This window comes from Nonomuraea muscovyensis (assembly GCF_014207745.1).
Lineage (GTDB): Bacteria > Actinomycetota > Actinomycetes > Streptosporangiales > Streptosporangiaceae > Nonomuraea > Nonomuraea muscovyensis.
The window spans coordinates 337,956-357,690 of sequence record NZ_JACHJB010000003.1 but is presented as its reverse complement, the minus strand read 5'-3'; the positions used below and the strand labels follow the sequence as shown (position 1 = coordinate 357,690).

The following is a 19,735-nucleotide window of genomic DNA, read 5'->3' as shown; positions in this document are numbered from 1 at the left end:
TCTGCCCTGAACGCCGCAGCACCCGGCGTCCGCGCGTCTCACGCCGCGCCGCACGTCACAGGTCGCGGCGGGCCCGTCCGGCGAACGTGCGGGCGGGCCACGGAACGCCTTCCTGGCGGTGACAAAGGGCGCACCTGGGGCCGACATCGGCCCGTGGTTGCGCGACGATGGCGGCATGGAACCACGGCCGGCACTCGGCGCCGACCCTCGCGCGGTCGGTGAGCGGCTGCGGCGGCTGCGGCAGTCTCATGGCGTGTCACTGGCCGAGCTCGCCCGGCGGGCCGGCATCGGGGAGGCCACGCTGTCCGGCGTGGAGGCCGGCGCGGGCGACCCGACGCTGGAGACGCTGTGGGCCATCACGGCCCAGCTCGGTGTGCCCATCGGAGCGGTCCTCGACCCGCCTGCGCAGCCGCGCCGCGTCCGCGGGTCGGCGGTGGAGATGGTGCTGCTCCAGTCGTTCGAGGACGAGACGGTCACCTACGAGCTCTACCGGCTGCGCGTCCCGCCCGGCCCCGGCCGGACCGCGCCCGGCCACGACAAGGGAGCGAGCGAGCACGTCACGGTCTTCAGCGGGAGGCTGACCGCCGGGCCGGTGGACGCGCCGCTGACGGCCGGCCCTGGAGATCACGTTTCGTGGGGCGCGGACGTGCCGCACTGCTACCGGACGCTCGGCCCCGACGACGTCCACGCCTGCCTGCTGCTGCGGCGACCCGCCCTGCGCTGACCCGCCCGCTACGCGGCCAGGCCGGTGGGCCGGCAGGTGCGGCAGGGGCGGTAGCCGGCGGAGCGGGCCTCGGCGAGGGTGCGGAAGCCGTGCCGGTGCGCCGGCGTGATCCGGCGGGCGTTGTGGCAGGCGGGCAGGCACACCACCCCGGTCGTGTCACTGGCCAGATAGAACACCCGCTCCCGGGCCAGCCGCCGCAGGCGGTCCAGGTCCACGCCCTCGGCCAGCAGCAGCCGTTCCTTGGCCGCCGCCCCGAAGACGTACTCCCCCGCCACCCCGTCGGAGCGCGTCACCCGATGGCACGGCACGAGCAGCGGCACCGGGTTGCCGGCCAGCGCCGATCCCACCGCGCGCACCGCGCCGGGCCGGCCGACCTGGGCGGCGACCCACGCGTACGGCCGGACCTCGCCGCGCGGGATGCCCCGGACGGCCAGCAGCACCTCCCGCTGGAAGTCGGTCGTGCCGCGCAGGTCCAGGCTGAGCCCCGACAGGCGGCCGGTGCGCAGGGCGGGCAGCAGCCCGGCGGGCGGCCGGGTGGCGGGCAGCAGCGGGCGGCCGAAACGCCGCCTGAAGGCGGCCGCGAAGCTCCGGCTCACGGCCCCGCCCTCCCGCGGCCCGCCCGGCTCGCCGCCGTCGATCCCCCGGGCCACGTCCGGCTCGCCGCCGTCCATCCCCCGGTCCCCATCCGGCCCTGCGTCGTCGTCCTCGCGGACGTAGGCGATGCCCTGGTCGGTGAACGCGACAAGCACCTCGCCGAGCGGCCCGGCGGCCCGCACCCAGCGCGCCGCGATCCGGTCGAGCAGCCCGTCGGGCGCGTCGGTGGCCAGCGCGGCGAGTCCGGCGAGCAGCGGATCGGGGCTCATCGGGCACCTCCTAGCGCGCGCAGCCGCTTCAGCCCGCGCGAAACGTGCGACTTGACCGTGCCCTGCGGCATGTTCAGCACCTCGGCGATCTCGCTGACCGGCAGGTCCACCACGTGCCGGAGCACCACGGCCACGCGCTGCTCCTCCGGCAGCAGGGCGAGCAGCCCGGCCAGTTCGTCGCCGGTCTCGCGGCGCTCGGCTGCCTCCTCGACGCCCTCGCGCGGGTCGACGGTGTCGACGGGCTCGTCCTGCAGGTCGGGCGGCGGCTTGCGGGACTTGGCGCGGGCGCAGTTGCGCCAGATGTTCATGAGGATCGTCAGCAGCCACGCCCGGGGCCGCAGTTCGGCGATGCGGCCGTGGTCGTAGCCGGCCACGGCCCGGTAGGCGCGCAGGAACGTCTCGGCCGTGAGGTCCTCGGCATCGGCCCAGCGGCCGCTCAGCCGCAGCGCGGTCGAGAACACCACGCCGCGGTGCGCGCCGTACAGCTCGGCGAACCCCTCGTCGAGATCGTCGAGCAGCGCCTTGCGCACCGGATCGAGACAGGCGATGTCACTCACATCCATACAACACCACCGAAGCCAGACCGGTTGCACCCGCATCCGCACCCGTCCGGAGACGCGGGGAACCGCCGCGCACGCCGCGAACGGCGCACGCCGCGAACGCGAAAGGCCCGCGCCGGTTCCGGCGCGAGCCTGTCGCCTGCCTGCCGCGATGACGTCAGACGGCGACCGCGAGCTGGGCCACCTCGCCGAGCCTGGCCTCGACCTGAACGTCCTTGGTGACGCCGCCGCCCGCGATGATGCGGACGGTCCAGTCACCGGGAGCGGCGAAGAAGCGGAAGATGCCCTCGTCGGACACCACGACCTCGCCGGTGAACTCGCCGGAGTGGTCGAGCAGGCGCGCGTAGGCCGTGTCGGCCCCGGTCACCACGCCCTGGATGACCGCCTGGTTGGCCAGGTCGATCCCGGCGGGCAGCGCGATCGTCTGCTCCGGCGCTGCGCATCCCTGAGTCGTCGTCATCAGCGGGCCTCTCCCAGCTCGATCGGCACGCCCACGAGCGAGCCGTACTCGGTCCACGAACCGTCGTAGTTCTTCACGTTGGACTGTTCGAGCAGCTCGTGCAGCACGAACCACGTGTGCGCCGAGCGCTCGCCGATGCGGCAGTAGGCGATGGTGTCCTTGCCGAAGTCGACGCCGGCGGCGCCGTAGAGGGCGCGCAGGTCGTCGTCGGTCTTGAACGTGCCGTCGTCGTTGGCCGCCTTGGACCACGGGATGTTGCGGGCGGTGGGGACGTGGCCGCCGCGCTGGGCCGCCTCCTGCGGGACGTGGGCCGGGGCGAGCAGCTTGCCGGTGAACTCGTCGGGCGAGCGCACGTCGACCAGGTTGAGCTTGCCGATGGCCTGGACCACCTCGTCGCGGAAGGCGCGGATCGAGGAGTCCTGCTCCTGGGCGACGTACTGGGTGCGGGGGCGCTCGGCCACGTCCTTGACCAGCTCGCGGGAGTCGAGCTCCCACTTCTTGCGGCCACCGTCGAGCAACTTGACGTTGTCGTGGCCGTAGAGCTTGAAGTACCAGTAGGCGTAGGCGGCGAACCAGTTGTTGTTACCGCCGTAGAGCACCACGGTGTCGTCGTTGGAGATGCCGCGCTCGGACAGCAGCGTCTCGAAACCGGTCTTGTCCACGAAGTCGCGGCGGACGGGATCCTGGAGGTCCTGCCTCCAGTCGATCTTCACGGCGCCACGGATGTGGCCCTTGTCATAGGCGCTGGTGTCCTCGTCGACCTCGACGAGAACGACACCGGGGGTGTCGAGGTTGGCCTCGACCCAGTCGGCATCCACCAGGGCGGCGGAGCGGCTCATTGGTGAACCTCCATTTTGGCGGCGGGCAGTAGACGGCGAAGGAGCAGGTACGTTTCGCAGCCGAGGCAGAATCCGAAGGCTGCGTTGAGGAAGGCGGCCAGGAGTGCCCCGGCCGTGGCCACGAGGGCCAGCGGCGCGATCCCGGCGACGTGTCCGGCCAGACCCGCGACCGCGAAGACGAGCCCCACTCCCTGCGCGAAGCGCGGCGGGCGGGCGTCCTCGGTCTCCTTCGGGGCGCTCCTGACGAGCGCCTTGAAGAACATCACGTACGGCGAGCGGCCGGCCAGCCCGAGCGCGAACACCGCGGCCTGGGCGGCCAGCAGCCACGCGCTGCCCGTCACGAGGACGAGGGCCAGGACCAGGGTGGTGACGGCCGCGCCGAAGCGCAGCGCTCTGGGGTCGGCACGCATCTGAGGGATGCTCCTGAAGGGTCGGGTTTGGGGCGGATCGAAGGTCCGCGCGAGACCGTCCTCAGGCAGCGCGACAGAGCGCGGTGGCGACGCGGCAGAAATCAACCGCGCGCCGCTTCGTCAGCAGCTCTGTCGATGGGTTCATGGCGATGACACTACTCGCCGTCTCGCCATCTGTCACATCTCGTCCGCTTGCTGAGACGGTGAATGAGACGGATCGTGAGACAACCCCTGGTCGGGCGCGGGTGGCGCCGGCGCGTCGTGGGAGATGGGGGCAGGGGCGGCGGTGGGGACCGCGGCCGCGAGGGCGGTGAGGACCTCGGCCTTGCGCGGCTGTCCCGAGGCCCGCTTGACGACGCTCCCGGCCGCGTCGAGGACGAGGACGGTCGGCGTGCGCGTGATGTCGAGCCCGCGCACCAGGTCCAGCCGCGACTCGGCGTCGATCTCGACGTGCGCGACGCCGGGGACGAGCGCGCTGACGTCGGCCAGGACGCGCCGGGTCGCCCGGCACGGCTGGCAGAAGGCCGTGGAGAACTGCACGAGCGTGGCCCGCTCGCCGAGCGGCGCGCCGAGGACCGTCTCGGTGATCCGGTCACCCGCCTGCTCGCGCATGCGTCCGTCGCGGCGCAGCCGTACCACCCCGATCACCGTTCCGAGTGCCAGCGTCGCCAGCACCACCCACACGCCTGTCATCGCGTGAGGTGCAACCACGGCCGTCCCGGATTGCTTCCCGGGACTCCCCGGACAGGCGCCTCGCGCCTCAGTCGCGGGCGGTCGCCGGGACGCGGACGAGCAGCCGGCCGGAGTCGTCCACGACGTCGAAGTGCCTGACGGCGGACAGAGGCACCGACGTGTCCAGCACGTGTCCCTTCGCGTCGGCGTAGCCCGGGGGCGTGATGGTCCAGCTCTCGGTGACGTCACGCTCGCCGTCCCGCCCGACGACGACCATCCGGCACACCGTCCCGGCCGCGACCCCCGAGACCCGCACCGACAGCTCGGTCCCGGCGCCGGCCGACGCGGCCCGCGCCGTGGCCAGCACCGTCACCGTGGTCCGGCCGTCGCCGCTCTCGCCCGTGAACGTGCGCCCGGCCGCCTTCTGCTGCGCGGGCGACTTGCTGGGGGTCGGCCGGGGTTCGCTCTTGAGCTGCTGGTCGGGGGCGTCCGAGGCGATGAGCGGGTTGGCCTCCTCCGGCCCGCCCGTGTCGGCCTCCTGCGAGGCGTCCGCGCGGGTGCGGGCGTCCTGCGGCGCGCTGGACGCGACTGATCGGGGAGCGGAGGCCGTGGAGCTCTCCTGCCGCGCCTGCCCCCCGACGGCCGTCCAGACCGTGCCGCCGAGGGCGATCACCGCCGCCGAGGCGGCCACGGCCTGCAGGACGCGGCGCGTCCTGCGCTTCTTCGCGCGCGCCTCGCTCAGCAACCGGTCGAGCACCTGGCGCGGCGGCCCGGCCACCAGCGCGACGTCGTGCTCGGACACCTTGCCGAGGAACGCCGAGACCCCCTCCAGCTCCAGCAGTTCGGCGCCGCACGCTTCGCACGTGGCCAGGTGCAGGTCGATCTCCAGCGCCTCGTCCGGGTCGAGCGCGCCCAGCGCGTGGGCGCCCAGCGCCAGCCGCACCTCCTCGCACGTCGTCATGGCGCCAGCCCCCGCTCCTGCAGCGCGAGCTTGAGCGCCCGCAGCGCGTAGTAGGTGCGTGACTTGACCGTGCCGGGCGGAATGCCGAGCGTGGCCGCCGCCTCCTTCACCGATCGCCCCCGGTAGTAGACCTCCAACAGCACCTCGCGGTGCTCCGGCCGCAGCGCGGCCAGCGCCTCGGCCACCGCCCACGACTCGACGGCCCGCTCCAGCTCGTCGTCGGCGGGGACGACGGCCAGCGCCTCGTCGCCGGTCTCCTGTGGGCGCGACCTGCGCGCGCGGTGCTGGTCGACCACGAGGTTGCGGGCCACGGTGAACAACCACGCGCGGATGGGGCGGTCGGCGAGCGCCTCGGGGTGCCGCCACGCCCGCAGCAGCGTCTCCTGCACCACATCCTCCGCCCGTCCGGAATCACCGGTCAGCCGCAGCACGTAACCGTAGAGTGGCCCGGCGTGCTCGTCGAAAAGGGTCCGCACGAGCTCCTCGTCGGCGGTTCCTGCTGGACTCACACCCTCATCACGTACGGCTGGGCGCAGTGGTTCACCGTCATCCACGGAACGGCACGTCAGTCGCTTCGGCCGTGAACTCCAGACCGTCGGCCACGTTCCTCACCCCCGTCACCTTGACGTCGAACGGCAGGTCGCCCTTGAAGGGGATGGTGTAGTTCACCAGGCGCGCGAGCGAGTCGGGCACGCCCTCGATCCGCTCCGCCGTGAGCCTGATGCCGCCGTCGGCGACGTCGACCCGCAGCTCGGCGTTGAACTTCACCGGATTGGCCCCCACCGCGACCTCGCCCGACGCGACGAGCCGCCTGCCGTTGCCACTGACCTTCACGCCGTCCGGCGCGTACTTGTCGATCGTCGCCTGGGTCAGGGTGCCGCGCACGGTCAGCCGCCCCGCCCTGATGTCGGGCCGGTTCTGGATGATGTCGGCCAGCGGCGCGGTCACGTCGTTGGCGACGCCCCGCAGGTCCTGCACCGGCACACCCCCGTAGGTCAGGGTGCCCAGGTCGAACCGTACCTCGGGATAGCGCCCCGCCACGGCCTGGGTCAGGAACGGGACCCCCTCGATCGTCACGGTCGGCTTCCCGCTGAGGTCGGCGGCGGCCGCGATCCTGTTGGACAGATCTCGCTCCACGCCCGCGACCGCCACGCGATCGACGGCGACGAGGAGGACGACCAGGATGAACAGGAAAACGATCAGCTTGCGCATCGGGCTCCCTGGTCTCAGACGGGTTCATGAGCTTATCGGCTGATCCGGCTCATTCCCCGGCGAAGCCGTCGATCACCCACCCGCGAAAGGCGGCAGTATCTCGACCGTCACACCGTCGCCGAGGACCACCTCGTCATGGGGCCGTCTGCCCACCGGAGTGCCGTCCACGAGAAACGACGAACGGCTCACGACACGCGCGAGTTCGGCGCGATCACGTGTGATTTTCGTCATGAGTTCGCCCAGCGTGGCCGCCTCGAAGGATTCCTCCGCCATGCCGGCCGCCGCCTTCGCCGCGGCCCAATACCTGACTTTTCCCCTAGCCATGGCTCCCTCATACTCGGCCCCACGCCGTTGTGCGGCATCGTTAACACAGTTGTCGCAGATGACCTGCAGTTCATCTGCCGGACGCCCCATGGACGCGCTTTTCCCTTGATATATCCTCGCCTACAGGACCTGGGCGATGTAGCCCCCGGGTCCTTGCGTGTTTGAGGAGGCCGAATGAGCAACCTGCTCCTGCTGACCAATGCCCTCGAGCCATCTTCCGAGGTGCTGCCGGCACTGGGGCTGCTGCTCCACTCGGTCCGCGTCTCCCCGGCGGAGGCCTCCGCTCTCATCGACACCCCACCGGCCGACGCCGTGCTCGTCGACGCCCGCAAGGAGCTGGCGCACGCCAAGAGCCTGTGCCGGCTGATCCGCACGACGGGCATCGACTGTCCGCTGCTGGTGATCGTCACCGAGGGTGGGCTGGCCGCGATGACCGCCGAGTGGGGCGTGGACGACGTGCTCCTCGACAGCGCGGGGCCGGCCGAGGTGGAGGCGCGGCTGCGCATCGCCGTCGGCCGCATGTCGCAGTCCGGCGCGGAGGACGTGCCCGACGAGATCCGCAGCGGCGACCTGTCGATCGACGAGGCCACCTACACGGCCCGGTTGCGCGGCCGGGTGCTCGACCTGACGTTCAAGGAGTTCGAGCTGCTGAAGTACCTCGCGCAGCACCCGGGGCGCGTCTTCACCCGGGCCCAGCTGCTGCAGGAGGTCTGGGGCTACGACTACTTCGGCGGCACGCGGACCGTGGACGTGCACGTGCGGCGGCTACGGGCCAAACTGGGCACCGAGTACGAGTCGCTCATCGGCACGGTGCGCAACGTCGGCTACCGCTTCGTGCCCGACCGCACCGATCCCGCCCACGTGTGAGGAACTCTTCCGTCCTTACGGATCCGTCCTTACGGATTCAACGGCTTTCACGGCTTTTACGGCACCGCCGGGCCGGCCGCCACCCTCCGCACGGGGCTGAGGACCTCCAGGAGGACGCCCGCTGACCGGATGGTGGCGGGCCGCCGTCACGGCGCCCTGCGGGCCACCTGAGGGGTTTCCCACGTTCGCGGCCGGCGGTGCGCGCGTCACGGCGGGGCACCGGCTCCACCGGAGGAGCGTGTCCCTGGACAGGGCCCAGCCCCCTACGGTGACTGGGCCCTCCCGTGCTCTGCCGTACGACCGGAAGCCGGTCAGTCCACCACGGTGATGCGGTTCGTGGCGGGCGGGGCGGCCGGGCTGTGCTCGCCCAGGTAGGCGACGAAGGCGTCGATGTCCAGCGGCCCGCTCCACGCGTCGGTGCCGTCCCGGAAGGCGAGGAACGCGTCACCGCCGCCCACCAGGAAGTTGTTGGCCGCGACGCGGATCGCCTGGGTGTCCGTGACGGGGGTGCCGTCGATACGGAGGTCGGAGACCTTGGAGCCCCAGGCGGCGGACCGGCTGTAGGTGTAGGTCAGGTTCGCCGAGGGCTGCAGGATCTTGGTGAACGCCTGGTTGTTGGGGCCCCCGGTGAACTGCTGTTCCAGCACCGTCTTGAGCTGGGCGCCCGTCAGCGTGACCACCTGCATGAGGTTGTTGAACGGCTGGACGGTGAACGCCTCGCCGTAGGTGACGACGCCGTCGCCCTCGCCCGCCGGCGAGCCGGCGTAGGTGAGGGGAGCGCGGACGCCGCCCGGGTTCATGAGGGCGATCTGGGCGTTGCCCCCGGCCTTGGTGGCGGCCAGCTGCGCATCGGCGATGAGGTCGCCCAGCGGCGTCTCCCCGCTCGGCGCGGCCGTGTTGGGGATGTCGGCGGTGATCCGGCCGACCGGCTTGTCGGCGACCTCGGCGACGCGTTCCTTCCACAGGTCCACGAAGTCGGAGATATCGCGATCCGGGGTGACGGTTCGCGTCACGACGTGGTTGTCCGCCACGACCGACGAGCGGACGATGTCGAGCGTCCGCACGTCCACCTTCATGTCCACCTGCGTGATGACCCGGCCGAACGAGCCGCCCTGCGAGTAGAGGCGGTCACGGCCCGACGGGTCCTTGACCGTGCACAGGTAGGCCTGGTGCGAGTGGCCGCTGAGCACCATGTCGATCTCCGGGGCGACCTGGGTGGCGATCCGGTTGCCCACGCCCGGGACGGCGCTGCACGCGTCGGGCGACTGGCCCGCGGTGACCTGGTCGCCCTCGTGCACCAGCACGACCTGGGCCTTCACGCCCACCAGCTTGAGTACCCGGGAGGCGAGGTTCGCGGCCTTGACCTCGTCGGCGAACGTGAGGTCCTTGATGCCCTCGGCCGTGACGATGTTCGGGGTGGAGGTGGTGACCAGGCCGATGAAGCCGATCGGCACGCCGCTCATCCACTTGACGCTCACCGGCGGCAGCGCGGGCACGCCCCAGCCGGACATCAGCTTCTCGACCGCCGCCTGGTTCCCCAGGGCGGCGAGCGCGTCGGTCTTCTCGTTCGGATTCTTGAACAGGACGTTCGCGCCGACGTAGTCGAACCGCGCGCCCTTCCACTGCCCGGCGGGCGAGCAGCCGTCCACCGGGTGGCAGCCGCCCTTCATGATGCGGCGCAGCTCGTCGTAGCCCTCGTCGAACTCGTGGTTGCCGACCGCGGCCACCTTGAGCCCGATCTTGCCCAGGAACTCGACCGACGGCTCGTCATGGTAGGCCGCGGAGATCAGCGGGGTGGCGCCGATGAGGTCGCCCTGGGCGACGGCGATGGTGTTGCGGTCGGTGTGGGCCTTCATGTGGGCGGCGACATAGGCGGCGCCGCCCGCGTTCACTGTCTGGCCGTGCTCGTCGACCATCCGTCCGGAGGAGCCGGTCGGGGGCTCCAGGTGGCCGTGGAAGTCGTTGAGGGAGAGCAGGCGGACGGGCACCGTCCGGGGCGCGTTGCTCGCGTCCGCCGGAACGGTGGCGAGTAAGGCCGTGCCCGTGGCGACGGCTCCGGCCAACGCGAGCCGGAGGAGGGAACGAGAGGTCATGGCCCAAGACGTTACGGCGGCACGCTTGGCGGCCAATGTCGCAAAGGTAATGATTCGTCCGCCGACCCCATGGCACTATTTGCCAGTCGTACGCCTAGAGTTCGAGCTGTGACCGCGCACGTGAAGATCGAACAACGGCTCGATGACCAGGAAATCGCCGAGGTGCTGCGTCTCGTCGAGGCGGCGACGCAGGCCGACGGCGTCCGCCCGCTGAACGAGCACGTCATGCTCCATCTGCGCTACGGCGGCGACCCGCGCGCCCGCTCGGTCCTCCTCCGCGACGGGGAGTCCCTGGCGGGCTACGCGCACGTGGACCCGACCGACGAGGTCGAGGGACCCAGCGGAGAGCTGGTCGTCCACCCGTCGTTCCGGCGGCGCGGGCACGGCGGACGGCTGCTGCGCGCCGTCCTCGACCTGGCGGGCGGCCGACTGCGGCTGTGGGCCCACGGCGACCACGAGGCCGCCGGCGCGCTGGCCACCTCGCAGGGGCTGCGCCGGGTGCGCTCGCTGTGGCAGATGCGCCGGTCGCTGTTCGCGCCCCTCGACCCCTGCGCGCTGCCCGACGGGGTGCGGCTGCGCACGTTCACGCCCGGCCAGGACGAGGAGGCGTGGCTCAAGGTGAACGCCGCCGCCTTCGCCCACCACCCGGAGCAGGGCGCGTGGACGCTCGACGACCTGCGCCAGCGCGAGGCCGAGCCGTGGTTCGACCCCGCCGGGTTCTTCCTGGCCGTGCGCGGCGAGCGGATCGTCGGGTTCCACTGGACGAAGATCCACGGGTCCTCCGAGCACGGGCACGAGCCGCTCGGCGAGGTGTACGTGGTGGGAGTGGACCCCTCCCAGCAGGGCACCGGCCTCGGCCGGGCGCTCACCCTGGCCGGCCTGAACCACCTGCGCTCGCGTGGCCTCGCTCAGGCGATGCTGTACGTGGACGAGGCCAACACGGCCGCCATCAGGCTGTACGGGTCACTCGGCTTCAACCGGTGGGACGTCGACGTGATGTACGCCGCCGTCCCACCCGCCGGAGCCTAGCTCTCGATCAACCAGTGGAGGGCGAAGTAGGACAGGGCGGCCACCAGGGCGGCGGCCGGGATCGTCAGGACCCAGGCCGTGACGATGTTGCCCGCCACGCCCCACCGCACCGCCGACAGCCGCTTGGTGGAGCCCACACCCATGATCGCGCTGGTGATGGTGTGGGTGGTGGAGATGGGGGCGCCGAACCCGATCGCCGCCCCGTACAGGACGATCGCCGCCGCGCTCTCGGCGGCGAACCCCTGCGGCGGGTCGAGCGCGATGATCCGGCGGCCCAGCGTCCGCATGATCCGCCAGCCGCCCGCGTACGTGCCGAGGGAGATCGCCGTCGCTGCGGCCAGGATGACCCACTGCGGGATGGGGTCGTCCTCCCCCGCGTAGCCGCCGACCACGAGCGCCAGGAAGATCACACCCATCGTCTTCTGCGCGTCCTGCAGGCCGTGCCCGAGCGCCATGGCGGCGGCCGAGACGGTCTGCGCGTAGCGGAAGCCGCGGTTGGTCTTGCCGGGCTGCGCGTTGCGGAAGATCCAATAAATTGCGATCATGATCACAGCGCCCAGGAGGAACCCGGTCAACGGCGACAGGATCATCGGGATGACGACCTTCTCCACCACGCCGTCCCAGTGGACGAGGCTGGCCGAGGCCAGCGCGGAGCCGACGAGGCCGCCGATCAGCGCGTGACTGGAGGAGGATGGCAGTCCGAAATACCAGGTGATGATGTTCCAGACGATCGCGCCGATCAGGGCCGATGCCACGATGACCAGCCCGTGGGAGCCCTTCGGGGCGTCGATGATCCCCTTTCCGACGGTGGAGGCGACCTGGGTGCCGAGGTGGGCACCGATGAAGTTCATCGCCGCGGCCATGAACAGCGCCGCTCTGGGGGTGAGAGCGCGCGTCGAGACCGAGGTCGCGATGGCGTTCGCCGCGTCGTGGAAGCCGTTGGTGTAGTCGAAGACGAGCGCCACGACGACCACGCCGATGACGAGGGCGAGCGTGAGGTCCACGGGGCCTAGCTTTCCTTGACCGCGATCGACTCGACGGTGTTGGCCACGTGCTCGAAGGCGTCGGCGGCCTCTTCGAGGGCGTCGATGACCTCCTTCATCTTCATGACCGTCAACGCGTCGTACTCACCGCTGAACAGTTTGGCCAGCAGGCGCCGGTAGACCTGGTCACCCTGGTTCTCCAGGCGGTTGACCTCGATCCAGTACTCGTTGAGGTTCTTCATCGACCGCAGCCGCGGCATCGCCTCGGCCGTCAGCTCGGCGGCCCGCTCCAGCACCTCGACCTGCCGCACGACGTCCTTGGGGAGGTGGTCGAGCTGGTACAGGACGATGAGGTCGGAGGCGGCCTCCATGGCGTCCATCACATCGTCGAGGTTGGAGGCGAGGCGGTAGATGTCCTCGCGGTCGAACGGCGTGATGAAGCTCTCGTTCAGCCGGTTCATGATCGCATGGGTGCGTTCGTCACCGGCGTGCTCGCAGGCGCGCATCTTCTCGGCCAGGGCTTCCCTGTCCGACCCGTCACTGATGATCTCGACCAGCAGACGGGATGCCGTGACCAGGTTGTTCGCCGAGTCGGCGAACAGGTCGTAGTAGCTGTCCTCACGTGGCGTGAGACGCAGGCGCACGTCGTTCTCCAGATGTGCGGGGATGGTCCGTGGAAAGAGTACGGGTTACCAGGAGAAATGCGAACTTCGTGTCCCCTTCGCCTACTGGCTACCCTCCGTACGCCGCGCGACACGGGGATGCCCGGTAGTTTCGGAGCCTTTTGGCCCGCGGACCGGCCGCCGGCGCCCCTCAGATTACGGTGCGGTGAAAATCCTTGAAGGACCGGGACGGCGTCGGGCCGCGCTGCCCCTGGTAGCGGGACCCGTACCTGGCCGAACCGTACGGGTGCTCGGCGGGCGAACTGAGCCTGAACACGCACAGCTGCCCGATCTTCATCCCCGGCCACAGCTTGATCGGCAACGTGGCCACGTTCGACAGCTCCAGCGTGACGTGCCCGCTGAAGCCCGGGTCGATGAACCCCGCGGTGGAGTGCGTGAGCAGCCCCAGCCGCCCCAGCGAACTCTTGCCCTCCAGCCGGGACGCCAGGTCCGCCGGCAACGTGATGACCTCGTACGTCGAGGCCAGCACGAACTCCCCCGGATGCAGGATGAACGGCTCGTCCCCGTCGGGCTCGACCATGCGGGTGAGGTCGGGTTGCTCGACCGCCGGGTCGATGTGCGGGTACCTGTGGTTCTCGAAAACCCGGAAGTACCGGTCGAGCCGTACGTCGATGCTGGACGGCTGAAGCATCTCCCGGTCGAACGGATCGAGCGCCAGCCGCCCGGAGTCGATCTCGGCGAGGATGTCACGGTCGGAGAGCAGCACGTTGAGCAACCTACCGCGTACCCGCCCGCCCGGCTCGCCGACCCGGGCACACCGCGCCCCACCGCAGATCGTGATCGAACATCGGCAGGACGGTGCTGAACTCGGCCAGGTTTCCGCTACAGTGGTTGTCGCGGCTTCGGCCGATGCGGGTGTAGTTCAATGGCAGAACATCAGCTTCCCAAGCTGACAGCGCGGGTTCGATTCCCGTCACCCGCTCTCACTGCGAGAAGCCAGGTCAGGGATTGCTTCCCGACCTGGCTTCTGATCTTTCAGGGCGCATTTTCGATCTTCCGTGCCCGTTGCGTGCCCGATCCGATTGGATCTTGCTTGCTCAGGGCCTGTTCGGCGAGCTTGCCGAGAGCGTCGGCGATGGCCCGATCCCGCTCCACCGCGGTGTGCTGATAGATCAACGCGGCCCGGGTCGTGGAGTGGCCCATGCGGGTCATCAGGTCGCGGAGCGTGGCCCCGGACTGGGCGGCGAGGGTGTTGCCGGTGTGACGCAGATCATGGAAGTGGAAGCCGGAGAGGCCAGCCTTCTTGAGCGCCGCCGTCCAGACGCGGGTGAAGTTCGCTCGCCGGAGCCGGGCACCCTTGGGACCGACGAAGACGTGTCCGTCGCCGGTCTGCTCGGCGTAGGTCTCCACGTGCTCCCGTAGGTGTGGGAGGAGCATGGCCGGCACGCTGACCACGCGCTTGCCCGCCTCCGACTTGGGCGGGCCGATGGTGACCGAGCCGTCCTTGAGTTCGGTCGTGGTGCCGACGACGCGGATCGTGCCCGCCTCCAGGTCCACGTTCCTCCGCTGGAGCGCGGCCAGCTCGCCCCATCGCAGGCTCGCGAAGGTGGCCAGCAGGATCAGCATCCGGAACCGCGCGGTTTGATCGCGTCGGCCAGGACGAAGACCTGCTTCATGGTCAGCACCGGCCGTTCCGGGAAGTCCTCCCTGCCCGCTCCCTTGATCTTGCACGGATTGGTCTTGATCAATATCCGTCCTCTACTGCCGTGTTGAAGATCGCCTTCAGGAGTCGGTACGCCTTCGCCACCGTGACTGGCCCGATGCCCTCGTCCAGGCGTGCCTTCCGCCACTTCCGGATGTGCGCCTCCTTGATCTCGCTCATGGTGCGGTTGCCGAAAGTCGGCACGAGGTGGATCCGGTGAAGCCCCTCGTAGAGCTGAAGAGTCTTGGGCCGCAGTCCCGGGCGTTCCTCGACCCAAGCCGTGCCGTACTCCTTGAAGCCGACCTTGCCGAGATCCGGGTTCAGCCAGTCCCCCGCGTGGATCTCGGCCTCTTTCTTGGTCAGCCAGATCTCGGCCTCACGCTTGGTGGCGAACGTGTTCGGTACCGTGCGGTTACGCCGTCAGGCCCGGGATACCTGGCTTGGAATCGGCCCGAGGGGAGCTTGCGTACTGGCCGGCCGCATCCAGGCCGAAGCCATCATGGGGCCGCCTCTGCTGATCAACGCGGTCAAGAGCCAGATCCCCATCGTCGGACAGGTCTACCGAGTGACAAGGGGAGCCGACCGCACCGAAGCACTGACCTTCGCCAGCGAACTCCTCGAATTCTGCGGCTGGCTCCACCAGGACATCGGCGACTTCACCCACGCCATGATGTGGACCAACAAGGCCCTCGACTACGCCATGGAGCTCGGCGACCAGCGGACGACTTCCTACATCCTCATGCGGAAGAGTCTCATCGCCATCGAGTCCGGCGACCACGGCCACGGCCTGGGCCTGGCGAACGCAGCCATGTCCCGTGCCGACGCCCTCACGCCCCGGCTCCGAGCCGTCGTGCTCAGAACCCGCGCGATAGCGCACGCCCACCTCGGGAAGCCGCGGACTCCGCCGCAGATTCCGAGACAGCCCTCACCGAGGCGACCGCGGGACTGACCCAGGACGAGAACGACTGCGCCCCCTACTGCACCCCCGCCTACGTCGCCATGGAGACCGGAGCCACCCGCCTGCTGCTGGGCCAAGCCAACAGCGCCATCCCGGTACTCGAGTCCAGCCGATCCCGATGGTCACTCACCAGCCAGCCCCGCGACCATGCCCTGCTCCTCACCCGCACCGCCACCGCCTACGCCATGGCAGGCGAACGCGACCAGGCATGCTCAATGATCGAAGAAACCATCCCCCGCCTCCAGGCCCTCCGATCCAGCCGAGTCGCCGGCCAGCTCACCACCCTCCGAGCCCACATGAGGCAATGGGCGGCAGACCCTCGCGTGAAAGACTTGCTGACCAGACTCGACATCACCGCAGAGTCGTTCTCACTGCCAGCACCCGAGCCGCGAGGAGACCAGTGACCAACCCACTGCTACCCACCGCGACCACCACCGACGAACGACAGCGCGACGCCCAGGTCGCCATCCTGCCCGTGGGCAGCTTCGAGCAGCACGGCGACCACCTGCCCCTCAGCACCGACACCATCATCGCCACACTGATCAGCCAGAGCATCGCCGACGCCTACCCGGTCATGCTCCTCCCGCCCATAACGATCTCCTGCTCCCACGAACACGCCGCCTGGACCGGCACCGTCAGCATCTCCGCCCGCACCCTGCACGCCGTCATCACCGACATCCACGGCTCCCTCAACGGCCCGAACGCCCTCGTGATCGTCAACGCCCACGGCGGCAACTACGTCCTGAGCAACGTCGTCCAGGAAGCCAGCGCCACCGGCCGGGCCATGGCCCTCTTCCCGACTCGGGAAGACTGGCAGGAGGCCCGGAACGCCGCGCACCTGACCAGCTCCATGCACGAGGACATGCACGCCGGAGAGATCGAAACCTCGATCCTGCTGCACGCCTACCCAGACGTCATACGCCCCGGCTATGAGAACGCCGACCACACCGCCGACGACCGGCGCCACCTGCTGACCGAAGGCATGCCCGCCTACACCAAGAACGGCGTCATCGGCCGCCCCTCACTCGCCACTGCCGAAAAAGGGCAAGGCCGTCCTCGACTCCCTCACCACCAGCTTCGCCCACGTGATGAACCTGCTCGCCAAGCACTGCTGAATTGTTCTCATAGGGATCAAGCGGCGGCGCGCCGCGCCGCCGTACAGCGGCCCGTCGCTTGCCCGCCGCTCGGGCATGCGGCCTGGGGGCCGGTCCCGGGCGGCAGCAGCACGGACCGCCACGCCGATCGTGGCGCCCGCCGTACTGAGCAAGCTCACCGACCCCAGCGTCACGCCGCCGCACGAATGCAGCCCTACGATCGCCACGCGTGGGCTGGCCTCAGGTAGTGGCTGGGGGCGATCGACGATCCGGTGCTTCGTTCCTCAGCACCGGCTCACCGGATAGCGGTGTCCTCAGGTCGCGAAGCCAAGCATGTGGCTGCTGACTCGGTCGTGTCGTCGTAGGTAGACAGCGAGACAGCGGATCGTCTGTGCGCCCTTTCGGGATTTGACTGCTGCCCATACTCTGCGCCCTAGCAAGAACGATCATGCATCGAAAGCGGGGCATCATGCTGCCTGGGTCAGCACCGCAGGAGGTCCGCTAGGGCCTGTGTTGAGTCGTGATCATTGGAGGCTGCGCATCCAGATCACTGCTCCTCGCAGGTGGAGGCCAGCAAGATCGCTCTCGGGCATCTTGTCGTAGCGGCCTCGCGATGCCGTGCCACGCCTTCAGCCCAGGACGCGGAACACAGCGAAGCTCCCGGTCGGCGATCTGCTGGCTGGCAGGCCGTCGGCCGGGAGCTTCGGTGTGGTCTTCTACCGGGCTGGGCTGGCGTTCTCCGCCAGAACCCGGTGAGGAGCTGAATGCCCTACGGGTCAGCTCAGCAGCCGTACCACCCGGCGTAGGCGTCCCACTTGCCGTCCTTGGTGAATTCTGCGCTCTTGCCCTTGTTGATCGTGGTGCACTTCGAGTCGGGCATAAAGGCCCCCCTCCAGTCCACCTTGAGCTTCTTCTTGCTGGCGCAGTTGTTCGTGATCTTCACCCAGTGGTGATAGTACTTTCCGAAGGCGGTCTCCTCGTAGAAGGTCCTCCCATGCTGGACCTTGACGCAGGAGGGCGCGGCGTTGGCCGCCGGAGCGGCGGCGGCCGGTGTGGCGACAGTCATGGTGAGCACAGCTGCCGCCACAGCTGCCGCCACAGCTGCGGCTCGGATGAAGGCACGGGAATCCATCGTTCTCCTTGGGGATATCGCGGCGATTTTGGATGCTGCCGGTTGGGCAGCAAGAAACGCCCGCCACATGCGGGTTGTTGACACGGCCAACGCTAGCGAGGGGCGGTATATCACGGGTATGGCAGTGATTCGGGCAAGGCCAGGCCGGATACCCGCTTCGTCGACCTCAACCACGCTCAACCGCTACACGCACGCGTCGCCCGAGGGTCTGTAGTGCCGAGTCAACAATCGCCTCTGGAGTGGACCTCCAGCTCAGGGAGGGGGAAGTGCTCAAGATCGGCGGGTCCTAATGGGGCCGAGGCGGGCGGGGTGCGCGCAGTGCGTTTCAATCCCAGGTCGGAGAACTGATCCTCGTGCCAGATGCGTGCCAGAACGAACGGCAGGTCAAGGTCATTCAGGGCCACTCACGGCCACTCGTCGCGGTCTGACCAGGACCCCCGTTCTCCCCGCTCAGGACACCAAGATCAGTAGCCGGTTCCCAAGCTGACAGCGCGGGTTCGATTCCCGTCACCCGCTCTCAGAGCGAAGGCCCAGGTCAGGAAGAGAATCCCGACCCGGGCCTTGATTAGTTCCTGGAAGCTAGGATCTTCTCGGGCCATTAGCGGGCCATTAGCCCACGGGAGCCAGCGCGCCAGGAGGGTCCTCTTCGCCGCCGGCCGTGACGCGCTCGTGTCCACTCAGGTGCTTGTCGATCGCTACCGTGATCGCCCTGTCCGCGCCCCTGACCGCGTGCTGGTAGATCATCGCGGCCCGGACGTTGTCGTGCCCCATCCGGGCCATCAGATCCTTGAGCCCGGCCCCCGACTCGGCCGCGATCATGTTTCCGGTGTGTCGGAGATCGTGAAAGTGGAGCCCGTCCACGCCGATGGTCTGGACGGCGTACGGCCACGCCGCGAGTTTGTCAAGGGCGGCGCTCCGCGCAGCCACGCGGCCCGCGCACGCCCGCACGCTGCGCGTGCGGCCTGGGGGCCGTTCTCGCGCGCGACGCGCACGGGCCGCGCTCAACTCAGCACTGCCCTATGCCTCAAACACTCGCCAGTCCTCTGCCCACCAGCCGTCACCGCTGCTGTCCTGCACTACCGACACGATCACGTCATCGACAATCTCAATGACAGCCGTCTCCCAGAGCCCGCCGAAGTCGTGGCTACCGCAATGGGGACACCCCTCCAGGATGCCCTGAGCGAGCACACGGTGATGGCCGGGTTCACCCTCCACGGCCCATATGTACTCCCAGCTCAGACGCTGACCCACCTCATAGTCAATCTGGTCTGTCGCGCCGAACCGAAACTGCGCCGTCCAGATACCTGCTACTCCGCAGTTCGGGCAAGTGAGCGGATCAGGCAGCTTCACCCTGTTGAACAACCCCATAGCTCATGCTCCAGCAAGCCCTCTCACCCGCCAACCTCTTTTCGCCTCCGGCGGGGGCGCTTCAGCTCCGGAATGATCGCCGCGTGCTCCACACGTCCGCGGGTGACTGAGGTGGAAGCCTGATCATCCCGCCCGCCATCGCCCCGGGACAAGCCGAGCAGACCAGGGCCACGGGTCAAGGGTCGTTCGTCCAGTGGGGCGCTCCACCCTTGACCCGTGGCCCTGGCCCGCTTCCCCTTCGGGCGGGTCGACGGCAGACGTGATGATCAGGGCGCGAGCGTACGCGTCGTCAACGCGTGAACTCACTTCGCAGGTACCCGTGGAAGAGGGAGAACGGGCTGTATTTTGATCGCTCTTCTTGGCGCAGGAACAGGTAGCCAGCGACGACCTGGCCGGAGAAGTGATCGTTGCTGACAGCGAAGGTCACAGCATCCGCTTTGTCGCTCGGGCGGTCCTCGATACCGATGACAAGACCACCGTCCATCGTCACCGGAAGGTTGATCCGGCCGACGGGCTTGAAGAGAAGCTCGATGTGAGGTGCGGTCGGGTCAAACTCCGTCCGTATGACAAGCTCGCTATGCGAGGGCACGTAGCTCCACAGCCTGAAGCGGCGATCCGGGAAGCTGAGAGGAAGAGAGAGCTGGCCGGGGAAGCGATCGTGGCTCACGGCGAGAGCCCACCACGGCCAGGCCCGTGAGGCAAGACCTCGGGGCGTGATGGTCGGGCCATTAACCAGGGTGACGAGCGGTCAACCACGGTCACTCACGACCTCGCTGACATCCCCTGCGACCAGCAACGCCCTGCAAGAGGGACCGTGATCGATGCAGTTCCCAAGCTGACAGCGCGGGTTCGATTCCCGTC

The 19,735-nt window shown here is 69.4% G+C and carries 26 protein-coding genes, 1 tRNA gene and 2 pseudogenes; 6 read left to right on the top strand and 23 right to left on the bottom strand.

Annotation, left to right across the window (positions count from 1 at the left end; all coding sequences use genetic code 11):
- Nucleotides 1-175 precede the first annotated feature (175 nt).
- Nucleotides 176-724 carry a helix-turn-helix domain-containing protein gene (locus FHU36_RS33320; RefSeq protein ID WP_185088064.1) on the top strand — a complete coding sequence of 183 codons (549 nt, stop codon included), beginning with the start codon at nt 176-178 and terminating at the stop codon, nt 722-724.
- 8 nt (nt 725-732) lie between these two features.
- On the opposite strand, the gene FHU36_RS33315 is transcribed toward FHU36_RS33320, so the two are convergent.
- The 11 genes and pseudogenes from FHU36_RS33315 to FHU36_RS33270 form a co-directional block, all read right to left on the bottom strand.
- Nucleotides 733-1,587, bottom strand: a complete 855-nt coding sequence (locus tag FHU36_RS33315; protein WP_185088063.1) for a methylated-DNA--[protein]-cysteine S-methyltransferase — start codon at nt 1,585-1,587, stop codon at nt 733-735.
- Complete coding sequence (locus FHU36_RS33310) at nt 1,584-2,150, bottom strand: RNA polymerase sigma factor (RefSeq protein ID WP_185088062.1); 567 nt, start codon at nt 2,148-2,150, stop codon at nt 1,584-1,586. Before FHU36_RS33310 ends, FHU36_RS33315 begins: the two co-directional genes overlap by 4 nt.
- 154 nt (nt 2,151-2,304) lie before the next feature.
- A complete protein-coding gene (locus tag FHU36_RS33305; protein WP_185088061.1) occupies nt 2,305-2,607 on the bottom strand; it encodes a DUF1416 domain-containing protein in 303 nt (100 codons plus the stop codon).
- Nucleotides 2,607-3,446 carry a sulfurtransferase gene (locus FHU36_RS33300; RefSeq protein WP_185088060.1) on the bottom strand — a complete coding sequence of 280 codons (840 nt, stop codon included), beginning with the start codon at nt 3,444-3,446 and terminating at the stop codon, nt 2,607-2,609. Before FHU36_RS33300 ends, FHU36_RS33305 begins: the two co-directional genes overlap by 1 nt.
- Nucleotides 3,443-3,856 (bottom strand): DUF4395 domain-containing protein, encoded by a 414-nt coding sequence (locus FHU36_RS33295; RefSeq protein ID WP_185088059.1) that lies wholly within the window; start codon nt 3,854-3,856, stop codon nt 3,443-3,445. The genes FHU36_RS33300 and FHU36_RS33295 overlap by 4 nt, the downstream gene beginning before the upstream one ends.
- Before the next feature lie 61 nt (nt 3,857-3,917).
- Entirely contained in the window at nt 3,918-4,001 is an 84-nt protein-coding gene (locus FHU36_RS46985; RefSeq protein ID WP_350668905.1) for a putative leader peptide, read from the bottom strand.
- Between the two features lie 146 nt (nt 4,002-4,147).
- A pseudogene (locus tag FHU36_RS45125) lies at nt 4,148-4,468 on the bottom strand (thioredoxin family protein); the annotation flags it as partial.
- 148 nt (nt 4,469-4,616) lie between these two features.
- The gene (locus tag FHU36_RS33285) at nt 4,617-5,489 is read right to left on the bottom strand and encodes an anti-sigma factor family protein (RefSeq protein WP_185088057.1); all 873 of its coding nucleotides are present in this window, start codon (nt 5,487-5,489) and stop codon (nt 4,617-4,619) included.
- Complete coding sequence (locus FHU36_RS33280; protein WP_185088056.1) at nt 5,486-5,998, bottom strand: sigma-70 family RNA polymerase sigma factor; 513 nt, start codon at nt 5,996-5,998, stop codon at nt 5,486-5,488. The genes FHU36_RS33285 and FHU36_RS33280 overlap by 4 nt, the downstream gene beginning before the upstream one ends.
- A gap of 37 nt (nt 5,999-6,035) precedes the next feature.
- Nucleotides 6,036-6,701: an LmeA family phospholipid-binding protein gene (locus FHU36_RS33275; protein WP_185088055.1), complete on the bottom strand. Its 666-nt coding sequence runs from the start codon at nt 6,699-6,701 to the stop codon at nt 6,036-6,038.
- Nucleotides 6,702-6,773: 72 nt separating this feature from the next.
- Nucleotides 6,774-7,025, bottom strand: coding sequence for a MoaD/ThiS family protein (locus FHU36_RS33270; protein WP_185088871.1), 252 nt, complete (start codon nt 7,023-7,025; stop codon nt 6,774-6,776).
- A gap of 174 nt (nt 7,026-7,199) precedes the next feature.
- On the opposite strand from FHU36_RS33270, the gene FHU36_RS33265 reads away from it, so the two are divergent.
- Nucleotides 7,200-7,892 (top strand): response regulator transcription factor, encoded by a 693-nt coding sequence (locus FHU36_RS33265; protein WP_185088054.1) that lies wholly within the window; start codon nt 7,200-7,202, stop codon nt 7,890-7,892.
- 311 nt (nt 7,893-8,203) lie between these two features.
- On the opposite strand, the gene FHU36_RS33260 is transcribed toward FHU36_RS33265, so the two are convergent.
- Nucleotides 8,204-9,985: a bifunctional metallophosphatase/5'-nucleotidase gene (locus tag FHU36_RS33260; protein WP_185088053.1), complete on the bottom strand. Its 1,782-nt coding sequence runs from the start codon at nt 9,983-9,985 to the stop codon at nt 8,204-8,206.
- 108 nt (nt 9,986-10,093) lie between these two features.
- Here FHU36_RS33260 and mshD point away from each other — a divergent pair, with 108 nt between their 5' ends.
- Nucleotides 10,094-11,014: a mycothiol synthase gene (gene mshD, locus FHU36_RS33255; protein ID WP_312892015.1), complete on the top strand. Its 921-nt coding sequence runs from the start codon at nt 10,094-10,096 to the stop codon at nt 11,012-11,014.
- Here mshD and FHU36_RS33250 read toward each other — a convergent pair.
- From FHU36_RS33250 to dcd, 3 genes are all read right to left on the bottom strand, one after another.
- Nucleotides 11,011-12,018, bottom strand: coding sequence for an inorganic phosphate transporter (locus FHU36_RS33250; protein ID WP_185088051.1), 1,008 nt, complete (start codon nt 12,016-12,018; stop codon nt 11,011-11,013). The genes mshD and FHU36_RS33250 overlap by 4 nt on opposite strands.
- 5 nt (nt 12,019-12,023) lie before the next feature.
- Nucleotides 12,024-12,641: a DUF47 domain-containing protein gene (locus FHU36_RS33245; protein WP_101785785.1), complete on the bottom strand. Its 618-nt coding sequence runs from the start codon at nt 12,639-12,641 to the stop codon at nt 12,024-12,026.
- Nucleotides 12,642-12,810: 169 nt separating this feature from the next.
- Nucleotides 12,811-13,386 carry a dCTP deaminase gene (gene dcd, locus FHU36_RS33240; RefSeq protein ID WP_185088050.1) on the bottom strand — a complete coding sequence of 192 codons (576 nt, stop codon included), beginning with the start codon at nt 13,384-13,386 and terminating at the stop codon, nt 12,811-12,813.
- 145 nt (nt 13,387-13,531) lie between these two features.
- Here dcd and FHU36_RS33235 point away from each other — a divergent pair.
- Nucleotides 13,532-13,602, top strand: a tRNA-Gly gene (locus FHU36_RS33235).
- A gap of 53 nt (nt 13,603-13,655) precedes the next feature.
- Here FHU36_RS33235 and FHU36_RS45120 read toward each other — a convergent pair.
- From FHU36_RS45120 to FHU36_RS47095, 4 genes and pseudogenes are all read right to left on the bottom strand, one after another.
- Nucleotides 13,656-14,246: a tyrosine-type recombinase/integrase gene (locus FHU36_RS45120; RefSeq protein ID WP_246503030.1), complete on the bottom strand. Its 591-nt coding sequence runs from the start codon at nt 14,244-14,246 to the stop codon at nt 13,656-13,658.
- Complete coding sequence (locus FHU36_RS45955) at nt 14,240-14,368, bottom strand: hypothetical protein (protein ID WP_281394497.1); 129 nt, start codon at nt 14,366-14,368, stop codon at nt 14,240-14,242. The genes FHU36_RS45120 and FHU36_RS45955 overlap by 7 nt, the downstream gene beginning before the upstream one ends.
- Nucleotides 14,365-14,577, bottom strand: a complete 213-nt coding sequence (locus tag FHU36_RS45115) for a tyrosine-type recombinase/integrase (RefSeq protein ID WP_246503115.1) — start codon at nt 14,575-14,577, stop codon at nt 14,365-14,367. The genes FHU36_RS45955 and FHU36_RS45115 overlap by 4 nt, the downstream gene beginning before the upstream one ends.
- Nucleotides 14,578-14,681: 104 nt before the next feature.
- Nucleotides 14,682-14,789: pseudogene (locus FHU36_RS47095) on the bottom strand (hypothetical protein); the annotation flags it as partial.
- A gap of 32 nt (nt 14,790-14,821) precedes the next feature.
- On the opposite strand from FHU36_RS47095, the gene FHU36_RS33225 reads away from it, so the two are divergent.
- Nucleotides 14,822-15,271 (top strand): NsdA family TPR-like regulatory protein, encoded by a 450-nt coding sequence (locus tag FHU36_RS33225; protein WP_185088049.1) that lies wholly within the window; start codon nt 14,822-14,824, stop codon nt 15,269-15,271.
- 409 nt (nt 15,272-15,680) lie between these two features.
- A complete protein-coding gene (locus FHU36_RS33220) occupies nt 15,681-16,622 on the top strand; it encodes a creatininase family protein (RefSeq protein WP_312892014.1) in 942 nt (313 codons plus the stop codon).
- A gap of 533 nt (nt 16,623-17,155) precedes the next feature.
- Here the strand turns inward: FHU36_RS33220 and FHU36_RS33215 are convergent.
- The 4 genes from FHU36_RS33215 to FHU36_RS33200 form a co-directional block, all read right to left on the bottom strand.
- Nucleotides 17,156-17,680 carry an alpha-amylase inhibitor gene (locus tag FHU36_RS33215; RefSeq protein WP_185088048.1) on the bottom strand — a complete coding sequence of 175 codons (525 nt, stop codon included), beginning with the start codon at nt 17,678-17,680 and terminating at the stop codon, nt 17,156-17,158.
- Between the two features lie 435 nt (nt 17,681-18,115).
- Entirely contained in the window at nt 18,116-18,433 is a 318-nt protein-coding gene (locus tag FHU36_RS33210; protein ID WP_312892013.1) for a tyrosine-type recombinase/integrase, read from the bottom strand.
- Nucleotides 18,434-18,523: 90 nt separating this feature from the next.
- The gene (locus tag FHU36_RS33205) at nt 18,524-18,874 is read right to left on the bottom strand and encodes a hypothetical protein (RefSeq protein WP_185088046.1); all 351 of its coding nucleotides are present in this window, start codon (nt 18,872-18,874) and stop codon (nt 18,524-18,526) included.
- 289 nt (nt 18,875-19,163) lie between these two features.
- Complete coding sequence (locus tag FHU36_RS33200) at nt 19,164-19,541, bottom strand: hypothetical protein (RefSeq protein WP_185088045.1); 378 nt, start codon at nt 19,539-19,541, stop codon at nt 19,164-19,166.
- Nucleotides 19,542-19,735 lie beyond the last annotated feature (194 nt).